We start from the raw sequence: 22,132 nt of genomic DNA, 5'->3' as shown, positions 1-22,132 counted from the left end.
CAGCAAGGAACGCACATGAACTACACCCAGCGCCTCATCCAGCGTGAAGCAGAACTCGGCCGCCCCATCCGCGTCGGCGTCGTGGGGGCCGGTCAGATGGGCTCAGGCCTCATCGCCCAGATCGAGCGAGCGAAGGGCATGGAGGTCGCCGTCGTCGCCGACATCGCCGTCGAGCGCGGTGTGGATGCGTACACTCGCGCCGGCCGCAGCGACGTCCAGGTCGAGAATGACCTCGCCGTGGTCGCCGAGCACATCGAGGCTCGCCGCCCGGTGGTCATCAACGACGGTCTCCTCATCCCGAAGCTCCCCGTCGACGTCGTGCTGGAGGTCTCCGGTGTCACCGAGATCGCGGCGCAGGTCGCCTACGCGTCGCTCCTCGGCAAGAAGGACGTCGCTCTCATGACCGTCGAGGCAGACGTGACCGTTGGGCTCTTCCTGGCCAGCATCGCCAACGCCGGACAGCAGATCTACACGATCTGCCGCGGTGACGAGCCCGTCGAGGCACTCAAGCTCGTCGAGCACGCCACCGATCTCGGCCTCACCGTCGTCGCGGCCGGCAAGGGCAAGAACAACCCGAACCGCCCGACGGACGTGCCGGAGGACGTCATGGAGGAGGCGAAGGCCAAGAACATGAACCCGCGCATCCTGTGCGAGTTCACCGACGGAACGAAGACGCAGATCGAGATGGCCTCCCTCTCGAACGCGACCGGCTTCCCCGTCAACAAGCCGGGCATGCACGGCCCGGCTGCTGACATCGCGACGCTCGCGACCACGCTCATCCCCGTCGAGGACGGCGGAGTCCTCACCTCGACACCGGCTGTCGAGTACACGGTTGAGGGCGATGTCGCGCCAGGCGTGTTCGTCGTCGTGAAGTCGGAAGACGATGTCGTCACGCACGAGCTCGACTACCTGAAGCTCGGCAAGGGCCCGTACTACGCCCTCTACCGTCCGTACCACCTCGCCTCTGTCGAGGCGATCCTCTCGATCAGCGAGGCTGTGCTCGAGCGCCGCGCAGACTTCCAGACCACCACGTGGCGCACCGAGGTCGCTTCGAAGGCGAAGTTCGACCTCGCCGCTGGCACGAAGCTCGAGGGCATGGGCGGGCACCACGTGCACGGCTGGGCCGTCGACGCCGACGAGGCACGCGCCGACAACTCGATCCCGATCGGACTCATCTCCGGTGGCATCCTGAAGCGCGACATCAAGGCGGGCGAGATCGTCTCCTACGACGACGTCGAGCTCGACGAGACGCGTCCGCTCATCGCGATGCGCCGTCTGCAGGACTCGCTGGTCGCGGCTGGCGTCATCGGCGCCTGACCCCGGTCCGACACCCGTCGGGCGCCCGGCTGAACCGGGCGCCTGATCGTCGGTCGATAGGATCATGTGAACCGGATCACCGATGCCGCGCCCAGCGCGCGGCGTCGGGACGGCTCCCAAACGGCGCGAGAGCGCGGTGCGGGAGCCGTCGCCATCTGGGAAAGCCGTCCCGCACCGCAGGGCCGCGCAGGAGTGAGCAGCGCTGCGCCTCCTGCTCGGCACAGCCTGCGCGTCGCTCTGCACCACCCACAGGAAGGAAGGCTCGGGATGCCAGCACCCCGCAACGCCGATACCCTCGTCCGAGCAGCGCGCCTCTACTACCTCGACGGCCTCTCCCAGAGCGACGTCGCAACGGCACTCGGCGTCTCGCGAGCGAGCGTCTCACGCATCCTGTCCGCTGCACGCGAGCAGGGGATCGTCGAGATCCGCATCCACGACCCCCACGTGGTCGGTCGCGTCGACGAGCTTGAACGACAGATCGTGGATGCGTTCGGTGTCGGTGCCGCAGTCGTCGTCTCGGCGCTGCCGGGCAGGCACCCCCTCGACATCGTGGCCGGAGCGGCCGCCAACTACTTCTCGGAGCGTGTGCCGTCGGTCGGGTCGGTTGGCCTGAGCTGGGGCAAGTCGATCGATGCGTTCGTCGAGCAGATCCACGTCGAGTCCACGGGGCGTGCTCTGACGCTGTGCCCCCTCGTCGGCGGCATGCCGTTCGACTCGGGGCCGGCCGGGAACACGGCCCTCGAGCGTCTCTCGCAGAAGTCGGGGGCGATGGCCTTCCGCTTCGAGTCGCCCGCCGTCGTGGAGTCGCCCCAGACCTGGGCCGCGCTCACCGGGGAGTCGTCGATCTCCATGGCCATCAAACGGGCGACGGATGTGCAGCTCGCTTTCGTGGGCATCGGTTCGTATGGGCTCCACGCGTCGAGGCACATCGTCTCCGCCATGCGGCTCAGCGATTCCGAACGCGCCGAACTGGACGCGCAGCAGCCCGTCGGCGACATCTGCGGTCGCTTCTTCGATGCCAGTGGGCGCGCGCTCGGAGCGCCGGTCTCCGAGCGGGTCATCGGGATCACCCTCGGCCAGCTGGCGAAGATCCCGGAAGTCGTGGGCTTCGCCGCTGGCGCCGAGAAGGCCCCTGGGGTCGCCGGCGCGCTCCGCACGGGGGCGCTCGACGGCGTGATCCTCGACGAGGACCTCGCGCGCGCCCTCGTGGAGCTCGTGTAGGACGCTGCCGCGCCCGCTGCGCTTGAGGTTGCGAGGCCTGCGCGCCCTCCACCGACGCTGCTGCTGGCGGAACGCTGCCAGCCAATTGCCTCTCGGATGCTCCGCGGCTGAGATCGCTGCTTGGGAAGTGGCCAGAACGCGCGTGCTTTCGGGCCACTTCACTGGCAGCGTTCTGCGTGGGCGTGGGCGTGTACTTGGGCGTGTACGTGAGGCGGGCGCGGTGGCAAGTTCCGGGGTTTGGCCCAGGTCCGGGCCTGAGCGGGGCCGAAGAGTCAGCGAGAAGCAGGTTCTGCGGCGAAGCTCCGTGCTTCTTGCTGACTCCTGATGACTCCTGCTGACTCCTGGCGCTCTCGAGGAGGCGCAGGGAGGGCAGGGAGGCGCAGGCAGGGCAGGGAGGGCCCGGGAGGGGCCGAAAAACGCCGGGAAGCGCCGGGAATCCGGGAAGCACCAGGGGCTCGGATGCACCGGGAGGGGCGGGATGCGCGGAGCGCAGCTGCCAGTGGAGGGAACTCTTGGATCGACACACGTCGATGCATCTGCATCTGCATCTGCATCCGCAGTCACGTCCCAAACCGCATCCACGTCCCAAACCGCAGCCACGTCCCAAACCGCATCCACGTCCAGAACCGTCGCCACGGCTCAACTACGCAGAACGCCGCCGCTCGACCGCGCAGCTGACGGGGGAGTCAGGGTGCGATCGAACGGCGGCATCGGTGCGCCGACGGCGTTGGCGGCGGCAGTGGCGGCGGTGGAGGCGAATGCTCGCAGGAAGGAGCGTGGGCCTACTCGCCCATGACGACGACCTGGCACTTGCGCGAACGGGCGCGCGTGCGGTCGAAGTCGACGAAGTAGATGTATCCGGTGACGCCGACGCCGAGCTTGCCGTCGATGACCGCGAACACCTCGCTCGAGCCGATGATCGTCGACTTGATGTGCGCCTCGGCGTTCAGCAGCGCCGTCTTGTCGCCGCCGGGCAGGTACACCTCGGCGTCCGGCCACGACTCGACATCGGCGTAGTGCTCCGGGCCCGGGTAGCGGTACTCGCCTTCGGGAGGCACGGCCGTCTGGTTCGGGGCGATGCGGTTCAGCACGTCGTCGAGGTCGGCCTGCAGGAACTCGGTGCCGTCCTCGAGGCGGTCGTGCACGAACTCCTCGAAGAACACGGCGCACGTCGTGTGAGGAGAGATGACCGTGACCGTGCCCGCCGTGATGCCGCTCGTCGCGATCGCCTCCTTCACCTCCGCGGTGACGTCGATGTAGCTGGGCGTGCCGCCGTGCGACTGCAGCTGGAGGGTGGTCTGGTAGACGGTCATCGGTGTTCCTTCGTCGTCGTGGATGCGCGTGCTTCGCCGCGCGCGCAGATGTCGCTTGGTGTGGCTGGCTGGGCTGGCTCGGCTCAGGCGCCCGGGCGCAGGGCCTGGATGAACTCGGCCACGTCGGCCTCGACCTGCGCGGAGACCGCCTTTGCAACCTTCGGGAACAGGATGGTGTTGGGCTGCTCTGCGGCCCGGAGCGCCGCATCCAGTGCCGCCTTCGCCGCGTACGTGTAGTAGTTGATCTTGCGGACGCCGCGCGTGATGGAACGGTGGTACTCGTCGAGGCTGAGCCCCGACCCGCCGTGCATGACGATGGGCACGCCCGTCGCGTCCCGCAGCTGCTCGATGAGCTCGTAGTTGAGCTTCGGCTCCTGGTGGTACATGCCGTGCACCGTGCCGAAGGAGGCTGCGAGCGCGGTCACGCCCGTGCGCTCGACGAACTCCTTCGCCTGCGCTGGCTCCGTGTACAGGGTCTCGTCGGCGATGCCCTGGCTTGGGTCGCCGTTCTCGTTGCCCGTCATGACGCCGAGCTCGCCTTCGACCCCCACGCCGCGCTCCTTCGCGAGCTTCACGACCTCGGTCGTGCGGGCGACGTTCTCCTCGTAGGGCAGCGTCGATCCGTCGATCATGACGGAGTTGAAGCCGATGTCGAGGCCGCGCGCGATGTACTCGATGTCCTCGCCGTGGTCGACGTGGAGTACGAAGGGCGCTTCGCTGCGCGTCGCGAGGGCGAGCATCGCGGGCCCGATGTCGTCGATCGACAGGGTGCTCTCGTGCACCTGCGCGTGCTGCAGGATAACGGGAACGCCTGCCTTCTCGGCGGCGGAGATCGTGCCGAGCAGCCCCTCGAAGTAGGGGGTGTTGACCGCCGCGATGGCGATGTTGTTCTTCTGTGCGTAGCGGAGCGCTTCGTCGAGTCCGATGAGCATGTGTTGGTCTTCTCTCTGGTTGCTCTGTAGGGAGCGGGTCAGTTGGCAGGGGCGGCGGTCGCCTGCGCGTCGCGGTGGTCGGCGAGCGCCTGGAACATCTCGGTGAGGATCTCGCGCCAGTCGGGGTGCTTGATGATGCCGCTCGTGCCGCCCGAGCAGTCGGCGCCCTGCTGCAGGACGCGCGTGATGTCGGCGCCGCGGCTCACGCCGGCCGCCTGCACGACGAGGATCGCCGGGTCGACGTTCTTTACGATCTGGGTCGTGCGCTCGATGTAGTCGCCCGCGTCCATCTGCCCCGTGCCGATGTTGGCGGTTGGCTCGCAGATCATGCCGGAGGGGTCGAGGTCGGCAACCGCACGGCACTGCAGGTCGGAGTCGGCGCAGACGATGGTTGCAAGACCGACCTCTTCGCAACGGCGCATCGTCGCGTCGAGGTCGGCCAAGGTGAGGGGGTGCTCGGCGTGGTTGAGCACGACGGCCTTGACTCCGGCTTCGGCGAGGCCCTCGGCGAGGATGTGCCCCATGCCGCGGCCTGGCACGATCGGGTCGACATGCTGGGCGGTGACGCAGAGGTTCGTCGTCTCGGCGACGACCGACCGGAGGTCGATGTGCTGCGCCGTGAAGACGACGTCGATGTCGAACGCTCCAGCGAGTTCATCGGTGAGGTGTGCCAGCTTCATGAGCTCGCTGCCCGTCAGGTACGCCTTCGGGTTGACGATCAGAAACGGGCTCCGTACAGGGATGGGGACAGCCATTGTCAGTTGCTCCTAGCGGATAAATGCACAAAGTTGCACTAAAGAATGTACGAACGTGCAGTGTGGCAAGTATCGCATCTGCGGAGAGCAACTGGCAAGAGCGCGGGTGCGTGGGCCCCGTCGGCGTTCGCGTGCACACCGGAATCGTCCCAGGTGCCCCGAATAAGGTGGCACCTCACACTTGGACCAGGGAGCCACATGACTCGCGAACCCGTCTACTCATTTGCGATCGGGGTCGGCCGCACTGTCTTCGCCGCGCTCCGCGTTCGCCAGACGGTCCGCGGCGCGCAGCACCTTCCAGACACCGGCGGCGCCGTCATCGCGATGACCCACTTCGGCTACCTCGAGTTCGCCCTCGTCGAGTGCGCGACCTGGATGCACAACCGGCGGCGCATCCGCTTCATGGCCAAGCAGAGCGTGTTCGAGAAGCCCGTCGTCGGCCGGCTCATGCGCAGCATGCGACACATCCCCGTGAACATGAAGGCCGGTGCGGACGCGTTCGCCGCCGCCGCGACGTCCTTGCGTGACGGCGAGCTCGTCGGCGTCTTCCCCGAGGCTGGCGTCAGCGCGTCGTTCACGATTCGCGACTTCAAGACCGGAGCTGCACGCCTCGCTGCGCAGGCCGGCGTGCCCATCATCCCCGTCGCCGTCTGGGGTGGGCACCGGCTCCTCACCAAGAACCGCAAGATCACTCTGCGAGAGCGACTCAACATCCCCGTGCACTTCTCCTTCGGCGCGCCCATCCACGTCGCACCGGACGACGATCCCGCCGACGCCACGGCCAAGCTCAAGACGGTCATGGAGTCGCTCCTCAGCGAGCTGCAGTCGAACTACCCAGAAGACGGCGCAGGCAAGTGGTGGCAGCCCCGCGTGCTCGGCGGCACCGCCCCAACGCCCGAGGCTGCGGCTGCGGCAGACGCCGCGCGTGACCGCAGGCGCGAGGCCGCGCGAGCGCAGCAGGCAGCCAGGAAGTAGCGGGGCTGCCGCCACTGGCGCTGCGTCTGCCGCTGCGTCTGCAGCTGCGGTTGCAGTCGCCGCGAGCCGTGTCCAACATCAGTGCAGAATCCCTGCATCCGGTGCCGGACGCGGGTCGAAGGCCAGAAATCGCACTGATGTTGGTCAGCGATCGCCGGCACACGCGACCCGGTGCCAGACTTGGTGCATGAACGGTGAGCATCCCGCACGTCTGATGAGCATTGGCGAGTTCTCGCGGTACTCGGGTCTGAGCGTGCGCATGCTGCGGCATTACGCGGAACGGGGCGTGCTCGCGCCCGCCGAGGTCGACGAGTTCAGCGGGTACCGACGCTACGCCGCAGCCCAGCTGCGGGATGCGGGGCGCGTGCGGATGCTGCGCGACGCCGGGTGCGGAATCCCCGCCATCGCGGAACTGCTGCCGCTCTTCGCGGCCCCGGACGTGCTCCGGCCGCGCCTGCAGCTGCACCTCGATGAGCTCAAGGCCGAGGCGCAACGGGTCGCCGATCAGCAGGCGCTCGCGGCGACGCTCCTCGATGGGCTCGCGGCGCGCTCGACCCTTCTGGACGTCACGGAGCGCACCTTCCCGGCGCTGCGCGTGCTGTACCTGCGCCGCACGGTCGCCGACTACCCCTCAGAGGGCCCGCTCTGGGTCGACTTCCGGGGGCCGGTGGCCGAGCTCACCTCGCGAGACCCCGCTGCCTTCGGCGACGTCGGTGGTGCCACCTACTTCGACGACGAGTATCGAGACGCCGATGTCGAGATGGCGATCTGGCGCGAGTACCGTGGCGCATCCGTGCCCGAGGGGTACGAGGTCGTTGAACTCCCCGAGCAGCGTGTCGCGACGGTCACCCACCGCGGCGGCTTCGAGACGATCAATGAGGCCACGGCGACGGCGGGCAGCTGGGTCGCTCAGCAGGGGCGCACCCGCGTCGGCCCGATCTTCAACGTCTACGTGCACGGCCCGGGCCGCGAGCCGAATCCGGACAACTGGGTCACCGAGGTCAACGTCCCCATCGCGGCTTGACTCTCACACTGTGTGAGACCTCACGATCGGATCAAACGGCTGAACAGGCCGGCGGCGCAGCCAGAATCGCTGCGGTGCATCCGAATGAGAGGACAGCAACCATGTCGGACAACGTGAACTACTTCGAGATCGGCACCACCGACCCGGAGGCTGCGAAGGCCTTCTACGGTGACACCTTCGGGTGGACGTTCGGGTCGCTCGAGCCCGGCGGCTACGGGATGGTCGACGGCGCCGGCAACGGAGGCGGGCTCTGGGATTCCGACACGGTCGGCGGCGGCAGCTGGGCGGTGTTCTACGTGGAGGTCGAGGACATCGAGGCGAAGCTGGAGCAGGCGGCCGCGAACGGGGCGGAGACCGTCATCCCGCTCGTCGACAACGGCAGGATCAAGTTCGCGCATCTGCGCGACCCGCTCGGCAACCGCTTCGGCGTCTGGCAGCGCAAGCCGCAGGCCTGAGCAGCGCGACGGAACGCAGATCCCCGCCCGCGAACGAATCGCGGGCGGGGTTGCGTTCCCCTCTCGCAGCGCAGACCGGGGCCCGCGCCGCGAATCAGGTGTCGTGGATGACCGGGGCCTGTTCGGCCCGCCCGTCGTCATGGCCACCCGCCGGGTAGTCGGCGCGTTCCGGATGCCGACGGAGTGCGATGACGGACGCGGCGCATCCGCCCCACACGATCCCGATCGCGATGATGAGCATCGTGATGGCTTCTGGGGTCATCGGACCGTCTCCTTCTCGCGAAGCTCAGCCGACGTCGGCCAGGCAGTGAACGTGTCCGGGCTGTTGCGCCAGCGGACCAGGGTCATGATCGCGCTCGCGACCAGCATGACGAGGACCGCGCCCCAGCCGAAGACGCCGACGTACCACAGCGGGTAGCCCTCGTAGCCGTCGACGACAAGCGTCCTGATCTGCTCGATGAGCATGTAGGTGAGGACTACCGGCGCGATGATGCCCGTCAGGACGAGCCACCACTTGCCGACCTGGAACGTCGACACGGCGTTGAGGTGCAGACGCATCTCCTCGCCGCGTCTGGCGACCCAGATGACGCCGACGCAGGTGGCGATAGCGGACGAGATGATGCCGATGTTGTTCGTCCACATGTCGACTGTGTCGAGCGCGATGAGGCCCGTGGTCGTCGAGAAGAGCAGGATCGAGATGACGGCGCTCACGCTGCCGAGGATTACCGCCGCCTTGCGGGGCGACCAGCCGAACTTGTCCTGGAAGGCTGACGAGACGACCTGCAGGATCGACAGCAAGGAGGTGAATCCCGCCATCACGAGCGACCCGAAGAACAGCGCGCCGAAGATCTGCCCACCTGGCATCTCCGAGATGATGGCGGGGAAGGTCACGAACGACAGGATCGGCCCGGTGAGCCCCTCCAGCTCGCCCACAGCGACGTTCTGCTGGTGAGCCATGAATCCGAGCGTCGCGAACACTCCGATGCCCGCCAGGATCTCGAACGACGAATTCGAGAAGGCGACGACAAGCCCGGGGGACGTCATGTTCGAGCGACGGTTCCGGTAGGACGAGTACGTGACCATGATGCCGTAGGCGATGGACAGCGAGAAGAAGATCTGACTGTACGCGGCGATCCAGACGCTGGGGTCGCCGAGCGCGACCCAGTCGGGCGTGAAGAGTGCATTGAGCCCGTCCGCCGCGCCTTCCAAGAAGAGCGCGCGCACCACGAGGATGAGGAATGACACGAGCAGCAGCGGCAGGAAGATGAAGTTCGTGCGTTCTACGCCCTTCGCGATACCGGCCGCGAGCACGAAGATCGTCACTCCCCACACGGCGACGAGCGGGATCAGGACTGAGGGCACAAATTGCATCGAGACGCCAGGCTCGCTGAGCTGAAGGAAGTCACCGGTGAAGAACGCCGCTGGGTCGTCGCCCCAGCCGAGGTTGAACGAGAGCACGAAGAAGCTCAGCGCCCAGGCGATGATGGCCGTGTAGTACAGGCCGATCACGAAGCAGATGAAGACCTGGAACCAGCCGAGGCTCTCCATCCACTTCGCGACGCGACGGAATGCCGTCGGCGCGGCCCCGCGCATCCGGTGCCCGATCGCGTAGTCGAGGAAGAGGATCGGGATGCCCGCGGTGATGAGCGCGACAAGGTACGGGATGAGGAACGCGCCCCCGCCGTTCTCATAGGCGACACCGGGGAATCGCCAGATATTGCCGAGGCCGACGGCGGAGCCGATGGCGGCGAGGATGAAGCCGGTCTGCCCGGTCCATTGCTCGCGAGGCTTTACCTCGGTTGTTGCGGATGTCGTCATTGAGAATCCCCCAAGAGCGTGGTGAGCGGGTGCGCCTGCGAGGACAAGCGCTCTGCTTGCCCGACGAGCCTAGTGAATTCGAGCTGTACCGTGCATGCCCGGCATCGAATCGTGACTCGTGGCCGGGCGGCGAACGCCCCAGGCAGACGAGCCTCAGCGCTGCAGGAGGTGCAGGCGGCTGACCATCCGGAACGCGTCGGCGCGGCCAGCCGCAGCGGCGACGAACTCGTCGAACGACGCGTCGGCGTGGAAGTGCGCCTCGATGTCGTAGTCGACGAGCACGTCGACGGCGTTCACGAAGCGCTGCTGCGGGTCGCGGCCGACGGCGGCGAGGAGCGGAACGTCGAGGATGTGCCACGTGTCGAAGTCGCGCGCCCACTGCAGGAACTCGAGCGACGAGGTCTGCACGATGAAGAGCTCCGCGAACGTCGCCCACAGCTCACGGCCGCGCACTGCCGTTACCTCGAAGGTGCGGCCGCCGAGTTCGAGGCTCGTCGCCTCGGCGGATGCCGGGCGCGTGGCGTCGGGGGCACTGCCCGCGTCTGCCGTGGACTGCTCGTCGGCGCTGTCTGCGCCGCCTGCGCCGTCGGCCTGCGTCGACGTGACGCTCGGCACGTGCACCCACGAACCGGTCGCGAAGCCCCGGCGCTCGACGGCGTCAGCGCGAGAACGGCGGTAGTCGACTTCGCCGGGCAGCTCCACCACGTCGAGCTCGCGCTCGATGAGCTCGATGCCCGGCTCGAAGATGTGGTGGTAGACGGGGCTCGGGAGGAGGCCCTGCGGCCGGTAGTTCGAGGTCGCGACGACCGTGATGCCGTGGTCGAGGGCGTACCGCAGCAGGGCCGTGAGCAGCGTCGCGTGGCCCGGGTCGTGCACGTGGAACTCGTCGAAGAGCAGCAGCTTCGCGTCGCCGATAAGCTCGCGGACGGCGTTCGCGAAGACGGTCTCGGAGCCGCGGTTCGCGAAGATGCGCGAGTGCAGCTCGTTGAAGAACGAGTGGAAGTGGACGCGCAGCTTCCGGTCCACGGGAACTGCGCCGTAGAAGGCGTCGAGTAGCCAGGACTTGCCGCGGCCGGCGGGCCCCCACAGGTAGAGGCCGCGCGGCGCCGTCGAATCGGCGGCGGATGCGTCGGGGCGCTCCGCCTCGGCCACGTCGGCGTCGCGCAACCCGGCGATGTCGGGGTCGGCGTCGGCAGCTGGGTTCGGAGCGGCGTTCTCAACGGCGAGGGCTTCGTGCTCGACGATCTGCGCGCCGAGTCCTGCGAGGCGCCGAGCGACCATCCGCTGGCCGTCATCGAGGGCGAAGCCGTCCGCGGTCGCTGACGCGGCGATCGCAGCGAAGACCTCGACAGCGCTCGCACCAACGGTTTCGAGATGGGTTCCACGCTTCGAGATGGGAAGCAACCCATCCCGAAGCGTGGAACCCATCCCGAGACTCAAGAGGTACGGCGCTTAGTGTGCCGCTGCAGCTGCCGCAGTGATGGCTGCGGAGATCGGCGCGGAGTTCGGCCCGACGACATCGCCGAAGCGCTTCGGCAGTGTTGCGCCGCGCGCCTCGGAGAGCTCGGAGAGCGTGAACTCGAAGAGGCCCTGGACTTCGAGCTTCGCGTCGGCACCCATGCCGTCGCTCACGCCGACGCGGGTGACGGGGAAGTCACGCGCCTCGCACATCGCCTGGAAGCGCACGTCGTCGTCGTGCGGGACGGAGACGAGGATGCGCCCGGCCGACTCGCTGAAGAGCGCGGTAGCCGCGTCCACACCTTCCTTGCGCATGAGGCCATCGAGCACGATGCGCGCGCCGACGCCGAAGCGTGTCGACGCCTCGACGATCGCTGCCGCGAGGCCACCCTCGGAGAGGTCGTGCGCCGAGGTGAGGAGGCCCTGCTGGCCTGCGCCGATGACGAGGTCGGCGAGCGCCTTCTCGCGCTCGAGGTCGACCTGCGGGGGCAGACCACCGAGGTGGCCGTGCACGACGTCGGCCCAGCTGGAGCCGGAGAGCTCCTCGAGGGTCGTGCCGAGGAGGTAGAGGTTGTCGCCTTCCTCCTGCCAGCCCGACGGGACGCGGCGTGCGACATCGTCGATGAGGCCGAGCACGGCGACGACGGGGGTCGGGTGGATGGGCACGTCGCCCGTCTGGTTGTAGAACGACACGTTGCCGCCCGTGACCGGGATGCCGAGTTCGAGGCAGCCATCCGCGAGTCCCTCGACGGCCTGCGCGAACTGCCACATGACCTCGGGGTTCTCGGGGCTGCCGAAGTTGAGGCAGTCGGAGACGGCGGCGGGGCGTGCGCCCGTGGCGGCGACGTTGCGGTACGCCTCGGCGAGCGCCAGCTTGGCCCCGGCGGAGGGGTCGAGCTGCGCGTAGCGGCCGTTGGCGTCGAGGCTGATGGCGAAACCGAGCCCCGACTCCTCGTCGATGCGCACCATGCCGGCGTCTTCCGGAGTGCCGAAGGCGGTGTTGCCGAGCACGTAGCTGTCGTACTGCTGCGTGATCCACTCGGGGTTGGCGAGGTTCGCCGACGAGATGAGGGCGAGCACCTGCTCGCGGAGCTCCTCACCCGACTGGGGGCGGGGGAGGGCGGAGGCGGAGTCGGCCTGGAGCGCGTCGATCCAGCTCGGGTAGGCGACGGGACGGTCGTAGACGGGCCCGTCGATCGCGACGGTGCGCGGGTCGACGTTCACGATCTCCACGCCGCGCCAGTTGATGACGAGGCGGCCCGTGTCGGTGACCTCGCCGAGCACGCTCGTCTCGACGTCCCACTTGTCGACGATCGCCATGAACGCGTCGAGCTTCTCGGGAGCGACGACCGCCATCATGCGCTCCTGGCTCTCCGACATGAGGATCTCCTCGGCCGTGAGGTTCGGGTCGCGCAGCAGCACCTTGTCGAGCTCGATGTACATGCCGCCGTCGCCGGCCGCCGCGAGCTCGCTCGTCGCGCAGGAGATACCTGCGGCACCGAGGTCCTGGATGCCTTCGACGACCTTCTCGCGGAACAGCTCGAGGCAGCACTCGATGAGCACCTTCTCGGCGAAGGGGTCGCCGACCTGGACGGCCGGGCGCTTCGTGGGGCCCTTCTCGTCGAACGAGTCGGACGCGAGGATGGATGCGCCGCCGATGCCGTCGCCGCCTGTGCGCGCGCCGAAGAGCACGACCTTGTTGCCGGCGCCGCGGGCGTTCGCGAGGTGCAGGTCCTCGTGGCGGAGCACGCCGACCGCGAGCGCGTTGACGAGCGGGTTCGCCTGGTACACGCTGTCGAACCAGGTCTCGCCGCCGATGTTCGGCAGGCCGAGGCAGTTGCCGTAGAAGGAGATGCCGCTCGTGACGCCGTGCACGACCCGTGCCGTGTCGGCCTCGTCGATCGCGCCGAAGCGGAGCGCATCCATGACCGCGACGGGGCGGGCACCCATGGAGATGATGTCGCGGACGATGCCGCCAACGCCGGTCGCGGCGCCCTGGAATGGCTCGATGTAGGAGGGGTGATTGTGTGACTCGACCTTGAAGGTCACCGCCCAGCCCTCGCCTGCGTCGATGACGCCGGCGTTCTCGCCCATGCCGACCATGAGGTTCTTCTTCATCTCGTCGGAGACCTTCTGGCCGAACTGGCGCAGGTAGTTCTTCGAGGACTTGTAGGAGCAGTGCTCCGACCACATGACCGAGTACATGGCCAGCTCGCCCGAGGTGGGGCGGCGGCCGAGGATCTCGCGGATCTTGTCGTACTCGTCCGGCTTCAACCCGAGGGCGCCGTATGGCTGCTCCTTCTCGGGGGTCGCCTTCGCGTTGTCGACGGTGTCCGGGCCAACTGCTTCGGAAGACGGGGTTGTGGTCTGGCTGCTCACTGGCGAGGCTCCTTCTGGCGGCGCGATGCGGAGAAGTCGGGGCGTGTCCGCACCGGACGAGTCTACGGCGTTCGCGGGCGACCGCGCGATGGGCGGCGGATGCGCGCGGATGGGCTGTTCAGATGCGCGTCCGTCGGCGTTCATCCGGTGACTGCTCGTGTTCACGCTGGCGTGGTGGCCTGTGTCCGCCCAGCCAGTCGGCAGGGTTGCGCCGGCTGGCCTCTCAGCCTCCGGCCCCACCAGGATTCCGAGAAGGACATCGACTTCGCATGAACAAGCGACTTTCAATTGTGGCGACCCTCGCCCTCGCGGGACTTGCCCTGACCGCGTGCTCGCAGAGCCCCGCGACGGGTGAGACCGGCGACACCGCGGCCGCGGCGACCGCGACGAGCCTCGACGACTTCGGCAGCATGGATGCGCTCGTCGAAGCCGCGAAGGCCGAAGGCACCATCAACGTCATCGCGCTGCCCGACGACTGGGCGAACTACGGCGAGATCAAGGCCGGCTTCACCGAGAAGTACGGCATCACCGTCAACTCGATCCTCCCTGACGCCTCCTCGCAGGAGGAGATCGCGGCGGCCGACGCCAACAAGGGAACCGACCAGGCGCCGGACGTCTTCGACCTCGGAGCGAACGTCGCGCTCGCATCCACCGACTACTTCGCGCCGTACCAGGTCGAGAACTGGGAGCACATCCCCGACGCCAACAAGGAGGCCACTGGCCTCTGGGTGAACGACTACACGGGCATCATGTCGGTCGGCTACAACGCCACCAAGTACGGCGAGATCACCTCGATCGACCAGCTCACCGACGCGAAGTTCGCGAACTCCGTCGCCCTCAACGGCAAGCCCGCCGAGGCCGGCGCGGCGTTCAACGGCTTCCTCTCGGCGAACAACGCGGTCGGCGGCGACTTCGCCGACCTGCAGCCCGGCCTCGACTACTTCGCGAAGCTCAAGGAGGCTGGCACCCTGAATCTGAAGGACGTCACGGCCGGCACCGTCGACGCCGGCGAGCACGGCGTCGTCTTCGACTGGAGCTACAACCAGCTCTCGACCGTTGAGCGTCTCGAGGCGAAGGGTGTCGAGTGGGCGACCTTCGTGCCGAAGGGCGGCGAGATCGCCGCGTACTACAACCAGGCCATCAACGTCGACGCCCCGAACCCCGCCGCCGCTCGCCTCTGGATGGAGTACCTGTACTCGCCGGAGGTGCAGAACATCTGGCTCGCCGGCGGCGCCATGCCGGTCCTCTTCGACTGGATGGAAGCCGAGGGCACGGTCGACCAGACCGCGCTCGAGAGCCTCCCCGAGGTCGAAGGCACGCCCATGACGCCCACCTCGGAAGAGGCCGAGACCGCGAACGCGTTCCTCGCCGAGAACTGGGATTCGACGATCTCCTGATGACCGCAACCGCACCCCTCGCGGCGGCGACCGAGCCGTCAGGCGCAGCTGCTCTCGCAGCCATGCCTGACGCGCTCGGGCGCCGCCCGTCGGGCGCATCCAAGGCGGCGTCGCGGACGTCGCTCTTCGGTGTCGCCCCCTTCCTCCTCTACACGGGCATCTTCCTGCTGCTGCCGACCGTGCTCGTCGCCATCGGCGCGTTCTTCACCAGACAGGGCGTCTTCACGACGAGCGGATTCGAGCGGCTCCTCGCTCCCGCCTCCATCACGATCTTCTGGACATCGACGTGGCTGTCGGTCGTCACCGCCGTGCTGGGCGCTGTCATCGGCGCCGTCGTCGCGTACGCCCTCTCCACGAGCCCGCCGAACAGCCTCGGTCGCCGCGTCTTCACGGCGTTCAACTCGGTCCTCGCGCAGTTCGGCGGCGTCATGCTCGCGTTCGCGTTCGTCGCGACGATCGGCACGAACGGGATGCTCACGCGCTTCCTGCAGGGAGCGGCCGGCTTCCAGGTCGACTCCGGCTTCCTGTCGAGCGTCCCCGGCCTCGTCGCCGTCTACCTCTACTTCCAGGTGCCGCTCATGGTCATCGTGTTCCTGCCGGCAGTGGACGGCATCCGCCGGGAATGGCGCGACGCGACCGTCATGCTCGGTGGCAGCTCGCTCGTCTACTGGTTCCGTGTCGCCGGCCCGCTGCTCGCGCCGAGCTTCCTCGGCTCCGTGCTCCTGCTGTTCGCGAACTCCTTCTCCGCCTTCGCGACGGCGGCCGCCCTCATCTCGCAGCAGACGATCATCGTGCCGATGGAGATCGAGGCGGCGCTGCGCAACGAGAACACCGCGGGGCTCGAGTCCTACGCGCAGGCCCTCGCGCTCGGGATGATCGTGGTCGTCGCCATCGTCATGTCGCTCTACGCGCTCCTGCAGAAGCGCAGCGCAAGGTGGTTGTCGCGATGACGCAGCTCGCACCATCCGATCGTGCGCGTCCGCGCCGCCGCGGCCTCGTCGAGCGGGCCCGCCGCCGGCAGCAGGCCTTCCGCGTCACGGTGCTCACCCTCACGACCGTCGCGCTGCTCGTGCCGCTCGTGAGCCTCTTCGAATTCTCCATCCGCTTCCCGCTCACGGGGGAGGTCAGCTTCGACGCCTGGCAGCGCGTCTTCGCGGGCAACACGGGCGAGTACTCGACCCTCGACGTGCTCTGGTCCGGGCTCACGAACTCGCTCATCATGTGCGTCCTCACCGTCGCCATCATGCTCGTGCTGCTCGTGCCCACCATGGTGTGGGTGCGGCTGAAAGTGCCCGCCATGGACCGGGCGGTCGAGTTCATTTGCCTGCTGCCGCTCACCATCCCCGCCGTCGTTCTCGTCGTCGGGCTCGCGCCGATCTACCGCTTCCTCGCCTCGACGCCCCTCGGGTCGAACACCGTGTGGCTCGCGTTCGCCTACGTCGTGCTCGTGCTGCCGTTCGCCTACCGCTCGATCGACGCGGGCCTCAGGTCGATCGACCTGAAGACCCTCACCGAGGCCGCCCGCTCCTTCGGGGCATCCTGGCCCGTCATCATCGTGCGCGTGATCCTGCCGAACATCCGCACCGCCCTCATCTCGGCGAGCTTCGTCACCATCGCGGTCGTACTCGGCGAGTTCACCGTCGCCCGCTTCCTCGCCCGCGACAACCTGCAGACCGCCCTCTTCCAGATCAACCTCTCCGACGGGCAGATCGCCGCCGTCATGTCGCTCCTCGCGCTCGGCGTCACCACGATCCTGCTCATCGCCCTCGACCTGCTCGCGGGGCGCAGGAAGCGCACGACCCGAAAGGCACGCTCATGACCAGCACCCTCCCTGAAGTCACCTCCCCTGGCCGCGTCGACCCATCCACCTCCGTCGCGCACTCCCAGGTGGCCGTCGGCGTCGAGCTGCGCGGCGTCACGCGACGATTCGGCCAGACCGTAGCACTGCGCGGACTCGAGCTGAGCATCAAGCCCGGCGAGATGGTCGCCCTCCTCGGGCCGAGCGGATGCGGGAAGACCACCGCCCTGCGCGCGCTCGCGGGACTCGAGGACATCGACGAGGGCGAGATCCTCGTCGGCGGCCGCGACGTCGCGAACGTGCCGGCCTCGAAGCGCGACATGGCCATGGTGTTCCAGTCGTACTCGCTGTTCCCGCACCTGACGGTGGCGCAGAACGTCGCGTTCCCCCTCAGCCTCCGCCGCGGAATCTCGGCGAAGGAGCGCAGCACGCGTGTGCCCGAGTACCTCGAGCTCGTCGGGCTCGGCGGCTTCGGCGAGCGGTACCCCAACGAGCTGTCCGGTGGCCAGCAGCAGCGAGTCGCGCTCGCACGAGCCCTTGCCGTCCAGCCGAAGGTGCTGCTCCTCGACGAGCCTCTCTCCGCGCTGGATGCGAAGGTGCGCGTGCAGCTGCGCGACGAGATCCGCCGCATCCAGCTCGAGGTGGGCATCACGACCGTCTTCGTCACGCACGACCAGGAGGAGGCGCTCGCCGTCGCCGACCGGGTCGCCGTCATGCGCGGCGGCATCATCGAGCAGCTCGGCGAGCCCGAGGCCATCTACTCGACGCCCGAGAACGCGTTCGTCGCCGATTTCATCGGCCACCACTCGCGCGTGCGCGCCGGCGCGGAGGGCGGAGTCGCGACGGTGCTCGGGCAGCGGGTGCCGCTGCTCGCGGGCAGCGCCGAGGGTGCCGTCGACGTGCTGCTCCGGCCGGAGCATGTGTCGTTCGCGGTGGCCGGTGCCCGGCTCGCGGCGGACGAGTCGGGAGTCTCGGGTGCCGCGACCGCCGAGGCATCCACGACCGGTCCGAGCGCATCCACGAGCGTCGATGCCGACGACGACGACGCTCTGCCAGCCGGTGAGGCGCTCGCGCGGGTCGTCTCGACCGGATTCCTCGGGGCCCACGTCGTCGTCCAGGCTCGGCTCGCGGACGGCACGCTCCTGCGGGCGCACATGCGGAGCCGGGACACGGGCGCGCTCGAGCCGGGCAGCTTCGTCGCCGTCGACGTGCATCCGGCCCCCGCGCTCGCGGTGCCCGCCGGGCAGTAGCTCTGCTGACCAATATGAGTGCGATTTCGCTGCGTTCTGGCGTTTGAGTGTCGGACACCGCCGAAATCGCACTGATGTTGGACACGCAGGGGAGGTGCCTAGGCGCCCGCCCGGCTGGCTGAGCGCGGCTAGACCTGCTGCACGTCGCTGCCGGCGGCTCGAAGCGCCGCGACCTCGGCGGCGGCGGCTTCGGTGCCGGTGATGATGCTCGCGAACTCGGCGAGCCCGCCGATGACGCCGACGTGGGCGCGGCCGAGCTTGCTGGCGTCGGCGACGACGACCGAGCGGTCCGCGGCGTGGAGCATGGCCCGTTTGAGCTCCGACTCCGGCAGGTTCACGTTGGTGACGCCGGCCGCGACCTGCACGCCCGTGCAGCCGATGATCGCAAGGTCGGTGTGGATGCGTTCGAGCATGGCGGAGGCGTACGGCGCGACGAGCGAGTGCTGGAGCGGGCGGAGGGTGCCTCCGGTCACGACGACCGTGAAGCGGGGGATGGCCGACTCGAGGGCGAGCGCGATGGAGAGGCCGTTCGTGATGATGACGACGTCGTCGAGGTCTTCCCGGGCGAGGAGCGCCTCCGCCACGGCCGTCGTGGTGGTGCCGACGTCGAGGAGCACACTCGAGCCGCTGGTCACGAGTGCGGCCGCGGCGACGCCGATGCGGCGCTTCTCGTCGGCGGCGCTCTGCTGCGCCGTCTCGAACGAGGTCTCGAGGCCGGTCGGCCCGTGCCCGTAGATCGCGCCGCCGTGCACGCGGCCCAGCATTCCGTCGCGCTCGAGCGCGGTGAGGTCCGAGCGCACGGTCACCTCGGAGACGCCGAGTTCTCGGCTCAGGTCGGCGACCCTCGCGAAGCCGGTACGCTTCACGAGTTCGACGAGGTCGGCTCTGCGTGCGTGCGCGGGGCCTTCTGGGGGCGTCTCGATGTTCACCACAGGAATCAGCTTACGCCTTCGCAAGCGAAAGGCACTTGACTTTCGAAATCGAAAGTGGCGTAATCGGAGCGTGCATTCCCTCACCAACAACATCGTCAAGCGTCCGACGCTGCTCTCCGACGGTCGCGAGCTCATCTACTTCGACGACGCCGACACGAAGCTCGACCCCGAGCGCGCCCTCGACAGCCGGGTGCCCGCCGACCGCCCACCGGTCGCCGAGATGCGTCAGGACCCGCTCACCGGTGAGTGGATCTCGATTGCCGCCGCCAGGCAGAACCGCGTCATGCTGCCCCCCAAGCACCTCGACCCCCTCGCGCCGTCCACGCCCGCCAACCTCACCGAGGTGCCGAGCAACTACGACGTCGCCGTGTTCGAGAACAAGTCGCCCTCGTTCGGCCCCACGCTGGGCGGAGACGATATCGACGTCGAGGTGCAGCTCGAGGAGCTCGCATCCGTGGGCCTCGGCCGCACGAAGCCGTCGATCGGCCGCTGCGAGGTCGTCTGCTTCAGCCCGGAGTCAGAGGGATCCTTCGCATCGCTCTCCCTCTCGCGTGCCCGGACGGTCGTCGAGGCCTGGGCTGACCGCACGACGGCGCTCTCGCAGCTGCCCGGCGTGCAGCAGGTGTTCCCCTTCGAGAACCGCGGCAAGGACATCGGGGTGACGCTGCACCACCCACACGGTCAGATCTACTCCTACCCGTACATCACTCCGCGCACGAGCGCCCTCATCCGCTCGATCGAGACGTATGGGCCGACGCTGTTCCAGGACATCCTGGACTTCGAGCAGGCCTCCGAGCGGGTCCTGCTGCGCGGCGAGCACGTCACGTTCTTCGTGCCGTTCGCGGCGCGCTGGCCGCTCGAAGTGCACATGCTTCCGCATCGTCACGTCGCCGACCTGGCCGAGACGACGGCGGAGGAGCGCGATGAGATCGCCCGCGAGTACCGCCGCGTGCTCCGCGCCATCGACGCGATCTACGACACCCCGACCCCCTACATCGCCGCCTGGCATCAGGCGCCCGTCAACTCCCATCGAGAGGACATCCGGCTCATGCTGCAGATCACCTCGCCGCGGCGGGCGGAGGACAAGCTCAAGTTCCTCGCCGGCTCTGAGTCGGCGATGGGTGCCTTCATCGGCGACGTCCCACCTGAAGCCACGGCAGGCATCCTGCGCGCGGCGCTCGCGAAGGCGGACGCAGCGTGACCCGGCCGGAGCTCGCGACGACGGCTGCTGAGGCGTTTGCGCGCATCCACGGTGGGGCGCCTGACGGCCTCTGGTCGTCGCCCGGCCGCGTCAACCTCATCGGGGAGCACACCGACTACAACGAGGGCTTCGTCTTCCCGTTCGCGATCGACCGGCACACGGTGGTCGCGGCGAGGCTCCGCGACGACCGACTCGTGCGCGTCTCGAGCGGCCTCCGCGAGGGCGTCGAGGAGATCGCGATCGACGCGCTTGCACCAGATGCGCTCGGCGGCTGGTCCGCGTACGCGCTCGGAGTCCTCTGGGCGGCTGGCGAGCTGGGTGCCGACCTCAGCGAGGTGCGCGGCCTCGACCTGCACATCGAGTCGGATGTGCCCCTCGGGGCCGGCCTGTCCTCATCCGCCGCCCTCGAGGGGGCTGTTGCGGTCGCGATCGATGAGCTGTGGGGCCTCGGGCTCGACCGGCGGACGCTCGCTCGAGTCGGACGCCTCGCGGAGAACGAGGCCGTCGGCGCGCCGACGGGCATCATGGACCAGTCGGCGGTGCTCCTCGGTCAGCGTGACTCCGGCGTGCTGCTCGACTGCCGTTCGCTCGAGTCGAGGATCGTGCCGCTGGCGTTCGAGGCGCAGGGCCTCGCGCTGCTGGTCATCGACACCCGTGTCGAGCACTCCCACGCGAGCGGCGGCTACGCGGAGCGGCGCGCGTCGTGCGAGAAGGGCGCGGCGGGGCTCGGCGTCGCCTCGCTGCGCGACGTGACGGTCGGTGACCTCGAGCGTGCCGCGCGGGTGCTCGACGACGAGACGTTCCGTCGGGTGCGGCACATCGTCACCGAGAACGCGAGGGTCCTCGCTGTGGTCGCTGCGCTCGGCGACAGCGGCCCGCGCAGCATCGGCCCGATGCTCGCCGAGTCGCACGCATCGATGCGCGACGATTTCGAGATCTCCGTGCCCGAGCTCGACCTCGCTGTATCGACGGCCGTCGCTGCGGGAGCCATCGGCTCGCGCATGACGGGCGGCGGGTTCGGGGGAGCGGCGATCGCGCTTGTGGAACGCGGCGACCTCGCCGAGGTCTCGCGCAGCATCCACGAGGCCTTCGCCGCGGCCGGGTTCGCGGAGCCCGCGACCTTCGAGGTGCTCCCGTCGCAGGGCGCAGGCCGCGTCTGAGTCGCAGACGTCGGCCTTGCGCATCCGCTTGCCGTCTGGTGGGTGCGGGAGGCGCAGGTCTGTGCGTGTGCTTTGCATTGTCGGCGCAGACTTGGGGGTTGCGCATCTGCTTGCCGCGGGGTGGATGCGGGAGGCGCAGGTCTGTGCGTGTGCTTTGCCTTCTTGGCGCAGACATAGGGGTTGCGCATCTAGCTGCCGTCGGGTGGGTGCGGGAGGCGCACGTCTGTGAGGTCTGCGCGTGTGCTTTGCCTTGTCGGCGCAGACTTGGGGGTTGCGCATTTGCTTGCTGCCGGGTGGATGCGGGAGGCCCAGGTCTGTGCGTGTGCTCTGCCTTCTTGGCGCAGACGTTGGGGTTGCGCATCCGCTTGCTGCGGGGTGGGTGCGGGAGGCGCAGGTCTGTGCGTGTGCTGTGCCTTCTTGGCGCAGACGTCGGGCTTGCGCATCTAGCTGCTGTCGGGTGGGTGCGGGAGGCGCAGGTCTGTGAGGTCTGTGCGTGTGCTTCGCCTTGTCGGCGCAGACGTTGGGGTTGCGCATCTGCTTGCTGCGGGGCGGGTGCGGGAGGCGCAGGTCTGTGCGTGTGCTTCGTGTTGTCGGTGCAGACGTTGGGGTTGCGCATCTGCTTGCTGCGGGGTGGGTGCGGGAGGCGCAGGTCTGTGAGGTCTGTGCGTGTGCTCTGCCTTCTTGGCGCAGACATGGGGGTTGCGCATCCGCTTGCTGCGGGGTGGGTGCGGGAGGCGCAGGTCTGTG

19 protein-coding genes are annotated in these 22,132 nt (G+C 68.6%); 11 read left to right on the top strand and 8 right to left on the bottom strand.

Translation table 11 applies throughout. From position 1 onward, the window contains the following. Window positions 1-15: 15 nt before the first annotated feature. Together GV007_RS02050 and GV007_RS02045 are read left to right on the top strand one after the other, a co-directional pair. Complete coding sequence (locus GV007_RS02050) at window positions 16-1,317, top strand: NAD(P)H-dependent oxidoreductase (protein WP_160070782.1); 1,302 nt, start codon at window positions 16-18, stop codon at window positions 1,315-1,317. 267 nt (window positions 1,318-1,584) lie between these two features. Continuing rightward, on the top strand, window positions 1,585-2,538 hold the full coding sequence (locus GV007_RS02045; protein WP_160070781.1) for a sugar-binding transcriptional regulator: 954 nt from the start codon (window positions 1,585-1,587) through the stop codon (window positions 2,536-2,538). Between the two features lie 782 nt (window positions 2,539-3,320). Here GV007_RS02045 and GV007_RS02040 read toward each other — a convergent pair. The 3 genes from GV007_RS02040 to GV007_RS02030 form a co-directional block, all read right to left on the bottom strand. After that, window positions 3,321-3,851 carry a YjbQ family protein gene (locus GV007_RS02040; RefSeq protein ID WP_160070780.1) on the bottom strand — a complete coding sequence of 177 codons (531 nt, stop codon included), beginning with the start codon at window positions 3,849-3,851 and terminating at the stop codon, window positions 3,321-3,323. 83 nt (window positions 3,852-3,934) lie between these two features. Further along, the gene (locus GV007_RS02035; protein ID WP_104240125.1) at window positions 3,935-4,783 is read right to left on the bottom strand and encodes a class II fructose-bisphosphate aldolase; all 849 of its coding nucleotides are present in this window, start codon (window positions 4,781-4,783) and stop codon (window positions 3,935-3,937) included. A 38-nt stretch (window positions 4,784-4,821) separates the two neighbouring features. Beyond that, window positions 4,822-5,538 carry a triose-phosphate isomerase gene (locus GV007_RS02030; RefSeq protein ID WP_160070779.1) on the bottom strand — a complete coding sequence of 239 codons (717 nt, stop codon included), beginning with the start codon at window positions 5,536-5,538 and terminating at the stop codon, window positions 4,822-4,824. A gap of 198 nt (window positions 5,539-5,736) precedes the next feature. On the opposite strand from GV007_RS02030, the gene GV007_RS02025 reads away from it, so the two are divergent. From GV007_RS02025 to GV007_RS02015, 3 genes are all read left to right on the top strand, one after another. Next, window positions 5,737-6,513, top strand: a complete 777-nt coding sequence (locus GV007_RS02025) for a lysophospholipid acyltransferase family protein (protein ID WP_160070778.1) — start codon at window positions 5,737-5,739, stop codon at window positions 6,511-6,513. 214 nt (window positions 6,514-6,727) lie between these two features. Beyond that, entirely contained in the window at window positions 6,728-7,537 is an 810-nt protein-coding gene (locus tag GV007_RS02020; protein ID WP_236558259.1) for a MerR family transcriptional regulator, read from the top strand. A 101-nt stretch (window positions 7,538-7,638) separates the two neighbouring features. Continuing rightward, window positions 7,639-7,992 carry a VOC family protein gene (locus tag GV007_RS02015; RefSeq protein WP_160070776.1) on the top strand — a complete coding sequence of 118 codons (354 nt, stop codon included), beginning with the start codon at window positions 7,639-7,641 and terminating at the stop codon, window positions 7,990-7,992. Between the two features lie 94 nt (window positions 7,993-8,086). On the opposite strand, the gene GV007_RS02010 is transcribed toward GV007_RS02015, so the two are convergent. The 4 genes from GV007_RS02010 to purL form a co-directional block, all read right to left on the bottom strand. Next, window positions 8,087-8,254 carry a methionine/alanine import family NSS transporter small subunit gene (locus GV007_RS02010; protein WP_160070775.1) on the bottom strand — a complete coding sequence of 56 codons (168 nt, stop codon included), beginning with the start codon at window positions 8,252-8,254 and terminating at the stop codon, window positions 8,087-8,089. Next, window positions 8,251-9,810 (bottom strand): sodium-dependent transporter, encoded by a 1,560-nt coding sequence (locus GV007_RS02005; RefSeq protein ID WP_160070774.1) that lies wholly within the window; start codon window positions 9,808-9,810, stop codon window positions 8,251-8,253. Before GV007_RS02005 ends, GV007_RS02010 begins: the two co-directional genes overlap by 4 nt. 153 nt (window positions 9,811-9,963) lie before the next feature. Next, window positions 9,964-11,238: a cell division protein ZapE gene (gene zapE / locus GV007_RS02000; protein ID WP_160070773.1), complete on the bottom strand. Its 1,275-nt coding sequence runs from the start codon at window positions 11,236-11,238 to the stop codon at window positions 9,964-9,966. A 24-nt stretch (window positions 11,239-11,262) separates the two neighbouring features. Continuing rightward, on the bottom strand, window positions 11,263-13,647 hold the full coding sequence (purL, locus tag GV007_RS01995; RefSeq protein WP_236558257.1) for a phosphoribosylformylglycinamidine synthase subunit PurL: 2,385 nt from the start codon (window positions 13,645-13,647) through the stop codon (window positions 11,263-11,265). A gap of 269 nt (window positions 13,648-13,916) precedes the next feature. On the opposite strand from purL, the gene GV007_RS01990 reads away from it, so the two are divergent. The 4 genes from GV007_RS01990 to GV007_RS01975 are packed head-to-tail and all read left to right on the top strand — an operon-like array spanning window position 13,917 to window position 18,092. Continuing rightward, the gene (locus tag GV007_RS01990; protein WP_160070771.1) at window positions 13,917-15,044 is read left to right on the top strand and encodes an ABC transporter substrate-binding protein; all 1,128 of its coding nucleotides are present in this window, start codon (window positions 13,917-13,919) and stop codon (window positions 15,042-15,044) included. Further along, the gene (locus GV007_RS01985; protein ID WP_228502147.1) at window positions 15,044-15,994 is read left to right on the top strand and encodes an ABC transporter permease; all 951 of its coding nucleotides are present in this window, start codon (window positions 15,044-15,046) and stop codon (window positions 15,992-15,994) included. Before GV007_RS01990 ends, GV007_RS01985 begins: the two co-directional genes overlap by 1 nt. Further along, window positions 15,991-16,863: an ABC transporter permease gene (locus tag GV007_RS01980; protein WP_160070770.1), complete on the top strand. Its 873-nt coding sequence runs from the start codon at window positions 15,991-15,993 to the stop codon at window positions 16,861-16,863. Before GV007_RS01985 ends, GV007_RS01980 begins: the two co-directional genes overlap by 4 nt. Beyond that, the gene (locus tag GV007_RS01975) at window positions 16,860-18,092 is read left to right on the top strand and encodes an ABC transporter ATP-binding protein (RefSeq protein ID WP_160070769.1); all 1,233 of its coding nucleotides are present in this window, start codon (window positions 16,860-16,862) and stop codon (window positions 18,090-18,092) included. The genes GV007_RS01980 and GV007_RS01975 overlap by 4 nt, the downstream gene beginning before the upstream one ends. Window positions 18,093-18,220: 128 nt before the next feature. Here GV007_RS01975 and GV007_RS01970 read toward each other — a convergent pair whose 3' ends face one another. Next, window positions 18,221-19,024 carry a DeoR/GlpR family DNA-binding transcription regulator gene (locus GV007_RS01970; protein WP_236558256.1) on the bottom strand — a complete coding sequence of 268 codons (804 nt, stop codon included), beginning with the start codon at window positions 19,022-19,024 and terminating at the stop codon, window positions 18,221-18,223. A gap of 70 nt (window positions 19,025-19,094) precedes the next feature. On the opposite strand from GV007_RS01970, the gene galT reads away from it, so the two are divergent. Further along, window positions 19,095-20,225 (top strand): galactose-1-phosphate uridylyltransferase, encoded by a 1,131-nt coding sequence (galT, locus tag GV007_RS01965; protein ID WP_236558255.1) that lies wholly within the window; start codon window positions 19,095-19,097, stop codon window positions 20,223-20,225. Continuing rightward, window positions 20,222-21,385, top strand: a complete 1,164-nt coding sequence (gene galK, locus GV007_RS01960; RefSeq protein WP_160070766.1) for a galactokinase — start codon at window positions 20,222-20,224, stop codon at window positions 21,383-21,385. Before galT ends, galK begins: the two co-directional genes overlap by 4 nt. Window positions 21,386-22,132 lie beyond the last annotated feature (747 nt).

The organism is Pseudoclavibacter sp. 8L, assembly GCF_902506465.1.
GTDB lineage: Bacteria > Actinomycetota > Actinomycetes > Actinomycetales > Microbacteriaceae > Pseudoclavibacter.
The sequence above is the reverse complement of the archived record's forward strand: the minus strand, read 5'-3'. Positions and strand labels throughout refer to the sequence as shown.